This window comes from Salegentibacter sp. BLCTC (assembly GCF_015143665.1).
GTDB lineage: Bacteria > Bacteroidota > Bacteroidia > Flavobacteriales > Flavobacteriaceae > Salegentibacter > Salegentibacter maritimus.
Map to the genome: position 1 here is coordinate 171,316 of NZ_WYEW01000003.1, position 11,806 is coordinate 183,121.

At 37.5% G+C, this 11,806-nt stretch carries 13 protein-coding genes; 6 read left to right on the forward strand and 7 right to left on the reverse strand.

All coding sequences use genetic code 11. The annotated features are described in order from the left end of the window. Window positions 1–184: 184 nt before the first annotated feature. Genes GUB10_RS04065 through GUB10_RS04080 form a run of 4 tightly spaced genes read left to right on the forward strand, consistent with a single transcriptional unit; the run spans window position 185 to window position 3,039 of the window. Window positions 185–1,318, forward strand: coding sequence for an Mrp/NBP35 family ATP-binding protein (locus tag GUB10_RS04065; RefSeq protein ID WP_193710168.1), 1,134 nt, complete (start codon window positions 185–187; stop codon window positions 1,316–1,318). Further along, window positions 1,319–1,561 (forward strand): NifU family protein, encoded by a 243-nt coding sequence (locus tag GUB10_RS04070; protein WP_193710169.1) that lies wholly within the window; start codon window positions 1,319–1,321, stop codon window positions 1,559–1,561. A 30-nt stretch (window positions 1,562–1,591) separates the two neighbouring features. Continuing rightward, window positions 1,592–2,653, forward strand: a complete 1,062-nt coding sequence (locus GUB10_RS04075) for an NAD(P)/FAD-dependent oxidoreductase (protein WP_193710170.1) — start codon at window positions 1,592–1,594, stop codon at window positions 2,651–2,653. 50 nt (window positions 2,654–2,703) lie between these two features. Then, window positions 2,704–3,039: a 2Fe-2S iron-sulfur cluster-binding protein gene (locus GUB10_RS04080; RefSeq protein WP_193710171.1), complete on the forward strand. Its 336-nt coding sequence runs from the start codon at window positions 2,704–2,706 to the stop codon at window positions 3,037–3,039. A gap of 302 nt (window positions 3,040–3,341) precedes the next feature. On the opposite strand, the gene GUB10_RS04085 is transcribed toward GUB10_RS04080, so the two are convergent. Beyond that, on the reverse strand, window positions 3,342–4,151 hold the full coding sequence (locus GUB10_RS04085) for a DUF3050 domain-containing protein (protein ID WP_193710172.1): 810 nt from the start codon (window positions 4,149–4,151) through the stop codon (window positions 3,342–3,344). Between the two features lie 348 nt (window positions 4,152–4,499). Between GUB10_RS04085 and GUB10_RS04090 the strand changes: the two genes are divergently transcribed. Next, entirely contained in the window at window positions 4,500–5,936 is a 1,437-nt protein-coding gene (locus GUB10_RS04090) for a hypothetical protein (RefSeq protein ID WP_193710173.1), read from the forward strand. Between the two features lie 54 nt (window positions 5,937–5,990). On the opposite strand, the gene GUB10_RS04095 is transcribed toward GUB10_RS04090, so the two are convergent. The 6 genes from GUB10_RS04095 to rplM all read right to left on the reverse strand — a co-directional run bounded on the left by GUB10_RS04095 (window position 5,991) and on the right by rplM (window position 10,843). After that, on the reverse strand, window positions 5,991–7,169 hold the full coding sequence (locus GUB10_RS04095) for an acyl-CoA dehydrogenase family protein (protein WP_193710174.1): 1,179 nt from the start codon (window positions 7,167–7,169) through the stop codon (window positions 5,991–5,993). A gap of 56 nt (window positions 7,170–7,225) precedes the next feature. Next, window positions 7,226–7,948, reverse strand: a complete 723-nt coding sequence (locus tag GUB10_RS04100; protein ID WP_193710175.1) for a tRNA1(Val) (adenine(37)-N6)-methyltransferase — start codon at window positions 7,946–7,948, stop codon at window positions 7,226–7,228. 85 nt (window positions 7,949–8,033) lie between these two features. After that, on the reverse strand, window positions 8,034–8,861 hold the full coding sequence (gene tsf / locus GUB10_RS04105; RefSeq protein ID WP_193710176.1) for a translation elongation factor Ts: 828 nt from the start codon (window positions 8,859–8,861) through the stop codon (window positions 8,034–8,036). 89 nt (window positions 8,862–8,950) lie between these two features. After that, the gene (gene rpsB, locus GUB10_RS04110; RefSeq protein WP_193710177.1) at window positions 8,951–9,835 is read right to left on the reverse strand and encodes a 30S ribosomal protein S2; all 885 of its coding nucleotides are present in this window, start codon (window positions 9,833–9,835) and stop codon (window positions 8,951–8,953) included. Window positions 9,836–10,001: 166 nt separating this feature from the next. Further along, window positions 10,002–10,388, reverse strand: a complete 387-nt coding sequence (rpsI, locus tag GUB10_RS04115) for a 30S ribosomal protein S9 (protein WP_193710178.1) — start codon at window positions 10,386–10,388, stop codon at window positions 10,002–10,004. After that, window positions 10,388–10,843 carry a 50S ribosomal protein L13 gene (rplM, locus tag GUB10_RS04120; RefSeq protein WP_193710179.1) on the reverse strand — a complete coding sequence of 152 codons (456 nt, stop codon included), beginning with the start codon at window positions 10,841–10,843 and terminating at the stop codon, window positions 10,388–10,390. The genes rpsI and rplM overlap by 1 nt, the downstream gene beginning before the upstream one ends. 343 nt (window positions 10,844–11,186) lie before the next feature. Between rplM and GUB10_RS04125 the strand changes: the two genes are divergently transcribed. Next, the gene (locus GUB10_RS04125) at window positions 11,187–11,777 is read left to right on the forward strand and encodes a hypothetical protein (protein WP_193710180.1); all 591 of its coding nucleotides are present in this window, start codon (window positions 11,187–11,189) and stop codon (window positions 11,775–11,777) included. Window positions 11,778–11,806: the final 29 nt, after the last annotated feature.

Below are 11,806 nucleotides of genomic sequence, written 5' to 3' on the forward strand. Positions count from 1 at the left end.
ATAATAACACTATAGCTTTGCTTTATTCCTGAATAAATCAATTATGGTCAAATACTTCGTTTTCTTAGCTTTTACACTTATATTTGCGTTTAGAATGAATCTATATAAGCTGCCTGAATTATAGAAAATACTTAACAGGCCGCTAAAAGTATCCTGACTTTTTGGGATAGTAAATATTTTTTAAATGAAGTTAGACAGAAAAGAAATATTAAAAGCGCTTGAAACTATCTCTGTGGCCGGAGAAGGTAAAAACATGGTGGAAAGCGGGATTGTTCAAAATGTAATGAGCTTTGGGGACGAGGTAGTGGTAGATTTGGTGATGCAAACTCCTGCTTTACATATTAAAAAACGGGCAGAGGTAGATGTAATGAAGGCTATCCATGAGCATGTAAACCAAAAAGCAAAGGTAAAAGTTAATATAAAAGTAGAAGCTGCCGATAAAAAGCCGGAAATTAAAGGAAAAGCTATTCCCGGAATTTCCAATATTATTGCTGTAGCTTCCGGAAAAGGAGGGGTTGGTAAATCTACGGTAACGGCGAACCTGGCAGTAACTTTGTCTAAAATGGGTTTTAGAGTAGGAATTTTAGATGCCGATATTTATGGACCTTCTATTCCTATGATGTTCGATGTAGAAGCTGAAAGACCTCTTTCGGTAAATGTAGACGGAAAGTCTAAAATGAAGCCTGTAGAAAATTACGGCGTAAAAGTTCTTTCTATCGGTTTTTTTACCAAACCAAATCAGGCAGTAATTTGGCGTGGGCCAATGGCCGCTAAAGCTTTAAATCAAATGATATTTGATGCAGCCTGGGGCGAGCTGGATTTTTTACTGGTAGACCTTCCCCCGGGAACCGGAGATATCCATCTATCAATTATGCAGTCACTTCCAATTACCGGTTCGGTAGTGGTTAGTACCCCTCAAAATGTTGCTTTGGCCGATGCTAAGAAAGGAGTAGCTATGTTCCGCCAGGAAAGCATTAATGTTCCTGTTTTGGGTATCGTAGAGAATATGGCTTATTTTACGCCAGAAGAGTTGCCGGAAAATAAATATTATATCTTCGGAAAAGAAGGTGCTAAAAATCTTTCAAAAGATATTGATGCACCGTTTTTAGGTGAAATTCCACTTGTTCAAAGTTTAAGGGAATCTGGAGATATTGGTCGCCCTGCAGCCTTGCAAGAGTCAACACCCCTGGAAACCGCTTTTCAAAATATTACCCGGGAAATGGTACAGGAAACAGTAAATAGGAACAAAAGTCTACCTCCAACAGAAGCCATTAAGATTACTACAATGGCAGGATGTAGTGCAGTTAAACAAAAATAAATGACGAGCGAAGAAGTAAAAATAAATGTAGAGAAAGCGCTAGACGAGATCCGTCCTTTTTTGGAAAGTGATGGTGGCAATATTTCTTTGATCTCTATCGAGAACGATCGGTTGGTTAAAGTTCGTTTGGAAGGTGCGTGTGTAGACTGTACCGTAAACCAAATGACGCTTAAATCTGGAGTAGAAATGACAATTAAAAAGTATGTACCGCAAATAGAAAGTGTGGTAAATATTCAAAAATAGGTTCTAGCCTGGTACAAATTTGCAGACAACATGATTAAAACCGATATACTTATAATTGGTGCGGGTCCAACGGGCCTTTTTGCGGTTTTTGAAGCCGGATTATTAAAACTAAAATGTCATTTGATAGACGCGCTTCCCCAACCGGGAGGGCAATGTTCAGAGATTTATCCAAAAAAGCCAATCTACGATATTCCGGGATTTCCCGAGGTTTTGGCCGGAGATCTGGTAACGAATTTAATGGAACAAATAAAGCCTTTTGAACCGGGGTTTACGCTCGGGGAACGGGCGCAGACCATAGATAAACAAGAGGACGGTAGTTTTATAGTTACCACTAATAAGGGAACTAAACATCACGCTCCTGTTGTTGTAATAGCGGGTGGTTTGGGAAGTTTTGAGCCAAGAAAACCCCCAATTGCCAATATAGCCAATTTCGAAGACAAAGGGGTAGCTTATATCATTAGAGAGCCTGAGATTTATCGGGATAAAAAAGTGGTAATTGCCGGTGGTGGCGATTCAGCGTTAGATTGGGCTATTTATTTAGCAGATGTTGCTTCAGAAGTATCGTTGGTACACCGAAGAAACGATTTCCGCGGTGCTTTAGATTCTGTAGAGAAAGTAGAAGAACTTTCAAAAATCGGAAAAATAAACCTTATTACCAATGCTGAGGTAACTGATCTTAAAGGGGAAAATGAGTTGGAAAGTGTAGTGATTACCCATAAGGCTTCAGCTTCCGAAAAAGAAATTAAGGAGACCGATTACTTTATTCCTCTATTTGGTCTTTCCCCAAAATTGGGTCCTATTGCCGACTGGGGATTGGAGATAGAAAAGAATGCGATTAAAGTTGATAATGCTTACGATTACCAAACCAATATCCCCGGGGTTTATGCTATTGGAGATGTGAACACTTATCCCGGAAAACTAAAATTGATTTTATGTGGTTTTCACGAGGCGGCCATTATGTGCCAAAGTGCTTACCAACGTATATTTCCAGATAAAAAGTATGTGATGAAGTATACTACTGTAAGCGGAGTTAGTGGTTTTGATGGTAGTAAGAAGGAGGCGAAAAAAGAAGTTGTAAAGAGTATAAATTAAAAGATTAAACCTCATAGGCTTTCAATATCTGTGAGGTCTTACACAAGATTATGTCTGATATAAAAATAACAATAATAGACCGGGAAGGGGAAGCTCATGTGGTAGATGCTCCAACAGATATGAATATGAACCTTATGGAGGTAGTTCGTTCTTATGAACTTGCCCAGGAAGGTACCATTGGAATTTGTGGAGGTATGGCTATGTGTGCCTCGTGCCAGTGCTATATTCTTAATTTAGAACATGTTTTACCCGAGCAAAGTATGGAGGAGGAAGATATGCTAGACCAGGCATTTTTTGTGGAAGATAATAGCCGATTAAGTTGCCAGATTCCTATTACCGAACAATTAGATGGTTTGGAGGTAAAGCTTGCTCCTGAAGCACCTTAAAATTATTTTTAGACGTCACCCTGAAACGGTTTTAGGGTATAAGTTGATAGGTGTTATTCGTGTTAGATTCCCGAAGTAAATTTGGGATAAAGTCTGAAACAAGTTCAGAATGAAGTTTTTTATAAAAGGCTATCTGAAATGTCTAGTTTCGTCACCCTGAACTTGTTTCAGCTTCTAATATGTTTTGATTATCAATATTTTAGATCCCCGATAAAAAATCGAGGCAGGCTCTGAAATAATCCCGAAAGCTTTTGCAACAGAAGGACGATGGTGTAAGGTTTATTTGTTGTTAAAGGAATCCTTTAAACCGTTTGTAATTTTCTGGAATCTATATTCTCTGAAATTTCCTTTTCAATGCCCTTCCATAGTTCTAAACGGGCATCAAGCGCTTCCTCTGCGGTAAGATAGACTTCTTTCCATTTTTCTTCATCATTACCACAAAGCTCTTCTATCATTTTAAAAGCCATGGGACCGTGCTCATCACCATCTAGTTCTATATGCCTGTTAAAATAGTATTTAAAAAGGCTAAGGTCTTCTTTAGGGAAATTTTTCTGTACGTTCTCTATAATAGAATTAAACATGCTGGGAATTAAGCCTTCGCGGCCAAATGTAAAGGCCGAGGCTATTTTATGGGTTTCTCCTTCATCAATAACTTCAAAAGTGTTTTTCAGAAAGATTTTTATATTATGGGGAAGTTTTGTGGCTGCAATTAGTAGAAAAATATCTGTACCATGGGAAACCTGTAGTAAAAAATCGGTGATTTTTTTTGTGTCAGCACCGCTTTTTTCCATAGCATCCAGGTACATTTCAAAATGGCTTTGACGATCTCCGCAATAATTAATATCGGTTTCTTCGGCCAGTACAATTTCATTGATTAGATATCTTATCTCCGGATTCCCAACCGGAACCCACGGATTAGTGGTTCTGGTAAATTTTTCCTGTAAAGCAGTAAGCAACGACATAAAATCCCAAACGGCAAAAACGTGATGTTCCATAAATATCCGTAAATGCTCGGGGGTGGTTATTTGTTGATATAAAGAATGATCTAAAAGTTGGTTTACTTTAGGCTGTAGCGCCCTGTTTACCTCGTCTATTTTATTTTTCTTTCCCATGCTGCAAAAGTAAGCTTCTCTTTAGGATTTGTAAAATATAAACATTGATTTAAAATTGAATTAACGCTCAATTTCAGCTTTTTGAAGTATATTAAACCTATGAAATTTCAGGGTTTGCAATTTTATAATGTGATCGTTTTTTATTCAAATAAGTCTAAAGATTATTTGCAATTAGATGGGGTAGTTGCCAAAAAACCAAAACCCCTTAAAAAAGAATGCTGTGAAAAATACAAAAAGGGCAAACGTTGTAAACGATGCCCTTGCTTTGATCTACTTTAAAAGCTTGATTTTTGTTAAAAAATGTTAATAAATGTTTATTTTAGCTGACAATCAAAAATCATCAGTCAAATGAAACGTTTATCTCTTGCCTTGGTTTTAGCCTGTTTTAGTTTATTAAGTTGTACAACAGAAGAAGAACCAGAAGTGAATCCAACACCATCTGAACCTGCTCTTTTAACAGGTGTTTTTTTAGATTCTCCTGTGAAGGGTCTAATTTATAAAACAAATACCCAAGAAGGAGTAACCAATTCCGCTGGAGAGTTTCAGTTTGAAGAAGGGGAAACAGTCAGTTTTTTTGTAGGGTCAGTTAAAATTGGAGAAGCTAAAGGTGAAAATACAATTACGCCCATTGATATTGCTGTTACTCCAAATGCTAATATTAATACTTCTGAAGTGAAAAATATTACTGCTTTCTTACAGACTTTTGATGCCGATAAAGAACCTGAAAATGGTATTCAAATTTCAAATGAAGCGGTAGAAGCTATGTCGGTTACTGAAATTGATTTTAGAAATCCTATTATCCAATTATTGGGTGAATTAGTGATGGAAATTAATATGAATACACTAGCAGATCTGGAAGTTGTTTTTCCTGAAGAAGCTACGAACCATCTTGCTCAAAGTCTCGAATTAGATTACGAAATGTCTGGATTAGAAGGGGGTGCTTTCTTTCATATTGTAGAATCATGGGAAACCAGAACCCGGAATGTGCATTGGATTCATGAATTTGATTCAGAAGGGAAAATTTCAAAGTCTAAGGCGTTTGAGAAATATCCCTGGCGGCCACTCCTTTCTTATAGTTATAGTGATTACAATGCTAACGGATTTCCAGAATTTTTTACCGGAGACCATCTCCGTGCAGATGGTTCCAGCGGATTTACCTTGAATTATTATTTTTCTTATGAAGAAAATTCTAAAATCGAGTCTTTTTCATATAGTCCTTCGTCGATGAGTGATTCAGATCTATATGTTTGGAAAATAGATGCAATTGATGAAGAAAGAAGAGTAACCGAGGTCTCGATTTTTGAGCAGGGTACTTCTACTGGAAGCACTCTTTATGAGCTTGATGATCTTAATAATTCTAATAAGATTCTCATATATGTTAATGGGACGAGTGAACCAAAAACGATAGAAGAACTTGTTTTTACCGAATTCGGCTCTTTAGCAATCAAGAAAATGTATGATGGGGGCAGGCTAACTCAATTAACTAATAGATATTATCGGGAAGATTATACTCCCGAGAAAGAAGTAAGAATAGATTACAGAGATTCATTGTCAGATATCAAGACAATTGAATTTAAAGATGAAAACGGGCAGATTAATAGAATAGAAAAATATGCGGCTGACGTTTTATTTGAGCTTTTTGAAAGGTTAGAAGACGGTTCTTCTACAAATACAGTTTACAATATAGAAGACGGATCTTACTATATTGAATACAGAGATGCTAATAATCAAAAGTATAAGACAGAATATTATGATGCTGATGGGAACCTCCTTTCCACTGAATAATAAAAGAATTAATAAAAAGGCCCGGTTATTAAATATCCCCGGGCCTTTTTACTTTTATTGAAAAGCGGGAATCCCTGTAATATCCATTCCAGTTATTAGTAAATGTATATCGTGAGTACCTTCGTAAGTAATTACACTTTCCAGGTTCATCATATGTCTCATGATGCTGTATTCGCCGGTAATTCCCATTCCACCTAAAACCTGGCGTGCTTCACGGGCAATATTTATAGCCATCTCCACATTATTCCTTTTCGCCATAGAGATTTGAGCCGATGTAGCTTTGTTTTCATTTCGTAACACTCCAAGTCTCCAGGCCATAAGCTGTGCCTTGGTGATTTCAGTAATCATTTCAGCCAATTTTTTCTGCTGAAGTTGTGTGGCGGCAATTGGTTTATCAAACTGTATACGTTCTTTTGCATAGCGCAAGGCAGTGTCATAACAATCCATAGCTGCGCCTATGGCGCCCCAGGCAATACCGTAGCGTGCAGAGTCAAGGCAGCCTAAAGGGGCTCCCAGTCCGCTTTTATTCGGCAATAAATTTTCTTTAGGTACTTTTACGTTATCAAAGATAAGCTCCCCGGTTGCACTGGCACGTAGCGACCATTTATTATGGGTTTCGGGAGTAGAAAAACCTTCCATACCTCTTTCTACTATGAGTCCGTGAATACGGTTGTTTTCGTCTTTGGCCCAAACTATAGCAAGATCGGCAAAAGGAGCGTTAGAGATCCACATTTTAGCTCCATTAAGTAGATAATGATCACCCTTATCTTTAAAATTGGTGGTCATTCCACCGGGATTAGAGCCGTGATCTGGTTCGGTAAGACCAAAACAGCCTATAAATTCTCCTGAAGCTAATTTTGGAAGGTATTTTTTGCGCTGTTCTTTTGTACCATATTTAAAAATTGGATACATTACCAACGAACTTTGAACAGATGCTGTAGAACGTATCCCGCTGTCGCCGCGTTCAATTTCCTGCATGATAAGTCCGTATGAGATTTGATCCAGTCCGGCGCCACCGTATTCCTCCGGAATATATGGGCCAAAAGCTCCAATCTCGGCTAAGCCGCTAATTATAGATTTTGGTAACTCTGCCTTTTGGGCAGCATCTTCTATTATTGGAGACACTTGGCGTTTTACCCATTTTCGGGCGGCATCACGCACTATTTTATGTTCATCTGTAAGTAGCTCGTCAAGATTGTAATAATCAGGAGCCTGGAAGTTATCTGTTCTCATTTGTGTGGTGTTTTACACAAATGTAACCAAGCTTTTTAAAGCAAACAATTTTAAGATTATAATTTAAGATAGAAGTCTTTTACCAGGTTTTTATAATCATTTGTATAATGATGGCGTGAAATTTCTATAATAAGTTCATCTTTGGTGATTTTGTTTTCTTTAAACCCAAAACTCAGTAAACTTCTTTTAATTGGGGAAGCTTCGTTGCCTTTAACTCTGGTAATTCTCCTGGGAAAAAGACCGAATTCCGCGGCCAGGCCAATAAAATTTGTTTCTTCTTTAAACGGAATAATAGTATTAAACTCCCCTTCTGGATGAAGTAATTTTGAAACACCTTCGGTTAGTTGTGAAAAGGGTAGGGCTTCAGTGAAACGAGCCTTTTTTCTACTTTCGTTTTCAGAAATATAGTCTTCAACATAGAAAGGTGGATTGGAGATTATGAGCTCATATTTTTCCTCATCCTGCATTTCCTCTACAAATTCATCAAAAGCGGCATGGTAGCAAAACAGGCGATCTCCCCAGGGGCTGTTTTCAAAATTGTCTACAGCTTGTTCGTAGGCATCTTCATCAATTTCCAGGGCATCTATTAGTGTTGCGTTAGAACGTTGGGCTAACATTAAAGCGATTAGGCCGGTTCCTGTGCCAATATCAAGAATACTTTCGGGTTTTCTGTCTAGTGTTGTCCACGCGCCTAAGAGAACACCATCGGTGCCAATTTTCATGGCGCAGCGATCTTGTTCTATCTTGAATTCTTTAAATTGAAAAGCTTTTTCTGACATTTTGTGAAATTAAAAAAACCGCTTCAGAATAATGAAGCGGTTTTTGAGTTTATTGAGACTTCCCGTCTTCGCGGAAATGACTTTATTACTCTCCTAAAGCAACTCTTTCAAAACCTACAACAGTAAGGTCTGCGTCCAGGGTTTTTACATAACCTGCAACGCTTTGTTTGCTGTCTTTAATAAAAGCCTGGTTAACTAAAGTGTTGTCTTTAAAGTAACGCTGAATTTTTCCTTTTGCTATTTTGTCTAGCATTTCTTCAGGTTTACCTTCCTGACGAAGGGTGTCTTTAGCGATTTCTATTTCTTTGTCTATGGTTTCCTGGTCTACACCTTCTTCATTAAGGGCAATAGGATTCATAGCGGCAGCTTGCATAGAAACATTTTTTGCTGCTTCATCGGCACCTTCAACATTTTTAGAAAGACCTGTAACTACAGCAATTTTATTCCCTGCGTGGATGTAAGAACCTACGAAAGGAGCTTCTAAAGTTTTAAAAGCACCAATTTCTATTTTCTCACCAATCACTCCTGTTTGCTCAGTTAATTTATCTTCAACTGAAATCCCGTTGTAATCTGCTTTAAGTAACTCTTCTTTAGAAGAAACTGTAAGCGCGATATCGGCAAAATTGTTGGCCATTTTGATGAAATCGTCGTTTTTGGCAACAAAGTCGGTTTCACAGTTAAGAGAAATAATAACACCTTTGGTGTTATCGTCGTTTACTTTAGCGATGGCAGCACCTTCGGCTGAATCTCTATCGGCTCTCTTAGCAGCAACTTTCTGTCCTTTTTTACGAAGAACTTCAATAGCTTTATCAAAATCACCTTCTGCCTCTACAAGTGCCTTTTTGCAATCCATCATTCCGGCACCGGTAGCTTTTCTTAATTTATTTACTTCTGCGGCGGTTATTTTAGCCATAGTATTATTTTTTATTTAAAAAAGTCGTTTAGAGACCAACTGTTAAGAAAGAAACTAAACGACTTTTTGAAGGTTATAAAATGTTGTTTTTATTCTTCTTCGTTAGATGCAGCTTTGTCTAAAGTTTCTTTTTTAGACTCAAGTTTCACATCTTTTTTAGCTTCTTTCATTGCCTTTTTGTCTTCAGCATCTTTAGAAGGAACTTCTCCTTCTGGTTGCTTGGCAGCAGCCTTTGGGGCTTTCTCTTCCTTATCAGCTTTCTCTTTTTTAGACTCTTTTGAAGCTTTTCTTTCAGAAAGGCCGTCTACAATAGCATCAGCAACATAAGAAACCACTTTGTTGATAGACTTTGAAGCATCGTCATTAGATGGGATTACGTACTCAACCTCACGAGGATCTGAGTTTGTATCTACCATTGCGAAAATTGGAATGTTTAATTTTTGAGCTTCTTTAATAGCAATGTGTTCACGAGTAATATCAACAACAAAAAGCGCTCCTGGAAGTCGGCTCATATCAGAAATCGAACCAAGGTTCTTTTCTAATTTAGCTCTTAAACGATCTACCTGAAGGCGTTCTTTTTTAGAAAGTGTATTAAAGGTACCATCTTTTTTCATTCTATCTATAGAGGCCATTTTTTTAACGGCTCTACGAATAGTTACAAAGTTGGTAAGCATACCACCGGGCCAACGCTCGGTAATGTATGGCATATTTGCTTTTTCAGCTTGTTCGGCTACTATTTCTTTAGCTTGTTTTTTGGTAGCTACGAAAAGTATTTTTCTACCGCTGGCTGCAATCTTGGCAAGGGCATCACCTGCCTCCTGCATTTTAGCAGCACTTTTGTATAAGTTGATGATGTGAATCCCATTACGTTCCATATAGATATATGGGGCCATATTTGGATTCCATCTTCTTGTAAGGTGTCCAAAATGTACACCTGCATCAAGTAATTCTTTTACTTCTACTTTATTTGCCATTTTTGTAATAGTTTACGTTCTGTTGAAGATAGCAACACGTAAGTGGCTGTTTTAAAAACACGGCCTTACCTGTTTAGATGCTAAACTAACTCCCAATAGCAACTGGGATAACAACAAAATTCTTTTTAATATTAAATGAACTTTGGAATATAAATTCCAATAAAAATTAACGTTTAGAGAATTGAAATTTCTTACGGGCTTTCTTCTGTCCAAATTTCTTACGCTCTACCATTCTTGGATCCCTGGTCATTAAACCTTCAGGCTTTAATATAGAACGGTTCTCGGCATCTAACTCTACCATTGCTCTGGAAAGGGCAAGACGAATGGCCTCTGCCTGTCCGGTAATACCACCTCCGTAAACATTTGCGGTAATATCAAAGTTACCATCGTTTCCGGTAAGGTTAAGGGCCTGGTTTACTTTGTAAAGTAAAGGACCTGTGGTAAAGTAGTCTTTAAGGTCTTTTTTGTTCACGCTAAATTTTCCGCTTCCTTCAGAAACATAAACACGCGCAACTGCCGTTTTTCTACGGCCAATTTTGTGAATAACCTCCATTACTTAAGATCGTTTAAGTTAATAGTTTTAGGCTTTTGCGCAGTATGATCATGTTCAGATCCTGCGTAAACCTTTAAATTTCTAAATAGATCTGCTCCAAGTTTGTTCTTTGGTAGCATTCCTTTTACTGATTTTTCGATAATTCGCTCTGGATTCTTTTCGAATAATTCAGCGGCTGTTAGACTTTTTTGTCCACCCGGGTAACCTGTATGACGAATGTATTCTTTCGAATCCCATTTCTTACCGGTTAAGTTGATCTTCTCTGCGTTGGTAACAATTACGTTATCACCACAATCAACGTGCGGGGTGAAGTTAGGTTTGTGCTTACCTCTTAGTAGCTTGGCTACTACAGAAGATAGGCGGCCCAACGTCTGTCCTTCAGCATCTACGTGTACCCATTCTTTGGTCACGGTAGCCTTGTTGGCTGATACTGTTTTGTAGCTTAATGTGTCCACACTAATTAAATTTACTTGTTATTAAACATTCCATTCCCAATTCCCAACACGAATCATGTCGGGAAATTGGGGTGCAAATGTACAATTATAAATTCATATAGCAAATTGGAAATTAATTAATTTATTTTGAGGGATATAGCTTTAATTTCTATTCTCGGAAATAGAATCACACTATTTGGAATTTACTTTCAAAAGGCAAGTATAGCGATATTTTGTTCCCTGATCTAGAAGATTTAATATCGATGAAATGCCTGTAAATGTGTTGAGTGGTAAATTTTATGTTAAAAAAGTCATAAAATTGTTTGAATGCTTTGTATTTTTGTAGTCTCAAATTGAATTAGCTATGAAATATCTACTTAATTTTAAAAATGTTATGGGCATATTTTTAGCAGCACTTGCTATAGTGTCTTGCGAGCCTAATGAAGATCATTTGAATTCGAACCAATTAAATCCTGCCAATGCTACAGCTACTATTACTCCAGCCGATCTTGAAGGTGAATGGATACTTTCGGCTATGGAAACCGATACTGTAGTAGATCTTAATGATGATGGTGTTTTTAATTCAAACATACTTTTGGAAACAAATTGTTTCCAGGATATGGGGGTTAATTTTTTACAAAATGGCGATATGATAACTACCAACTCAAAGTTAGATTTTAAAGCCGGAAACAATGATGATGAATTCGCATGTCTTTCGGGCCGCACAGATTCGGGAAACTGGGATGTTGAAAATCTTAATAATGAAGAGCGTTTGGTGATTACCATGACCATAGATGGCACCACAAGAACCCATAGCAGGGTTCTGCAAAGAACAGCCAATACTTTCGCTTTTGACATTAGTAAATTTGAATCTGAACAATATTATGGAAATCCGGATGGAACCGATGCCGAAGATGTTAGGGTTTTATCTTTAGAATACACAAGAGTGAATTAAACCAGCCAATATTTTTAGTGTTAGATAGA

What these genes read in the sequence shown, in the direction of transcription:
- rpsI (WP_193710178.1), bottom strand. Translation starts at nt 10,388, where the DNA reads ATGGAGGTTATTCACAAAATTGGCCGTAGAAAAACGGCAGTTGCGCGT.
- GUB10_RS04100 (WP_193710175.1), bottom strand. Translation starts at nt 7,948, where the DNA reads ATGTCAGAAAAAGCTTTTCAATTTAAAGAATTCAAGATAGAACAAGAT.
- GUB10_RS04070 (WP_193710169.1), top strand. Translation starts at nt 1,319, where the DNA reads ATGACGAGCGAAGAAGTAAAAATAAATGTAGAGAAAGCGCTAGACGAG.
- GUB10_RS04080 (WP_193710171.1), top strand. Translation starts at nt 2,704, where the DNA reads ATGTCTGATATAAAAATAACAATAATAGACCGGGAAGGGGAAGCTCAT.
- GUB10_RS04095 (WP_193710174.1), bottom strand. Translation starts at nt 7,169, where the DNA reads ATGAGAACAGATAACTTCCAGGCTCCTGATTATTACAATCTTGACGAG.
- GUB10_RS04075 (WP_193710170.1), top strand. Translation starts at nt 1,592, where the DNA reads ATGATTAAAACCGATATACTTATAATTGGTGCGGGTCCAACGGGCCTT.
- GUB10_RS04065 (WP_193710168.1), top strand. Translation starts at nt 185, where the DNA reads ATGAAGTTAGACAGAAAAGAAATATTAAAAGCGCTTGAAACTATCTCT.
- GUB10_RS04125 (WP_193710180.1), top strand. Translation starts at nt 11,187, where the DNA reads ATGAAATATCTACTTAATTTTAAAAATGTTATGGGCATATTTTTAGCA.
- tsf (WP_193710176.1), bottom strand. Translation starts at nt 8,861, where the DNA reads ATGGCTAAAATAACCGCCGCAGAAGTAAATAAATTAAGAAAAGCTACC.
- rpsB (WP_193710177.1), bottom strand. Translation starts at nt 9,835, where the DNA reads ATGGCAAATAAAGTAGAAGTAAAAGAATTACTTGATGCAGGTGTACAT.
- GUB10_RS04085 (WP_193710172.1), bottom strand. Translation starts at nt 4,151, where the DNA reads ATGGGAAAGAAAAATAAAATAGACGAGGTAAACAGGGCGCTACAGCCT.
- GUB10_RS04090 (WP_193710173.1), top strand. Translation starts at nt 4,500, where the DNA reads ATGAAACGTTTATCTCTTGCCTTGGTTTTAGCCTGTTTTAGTTTATTA.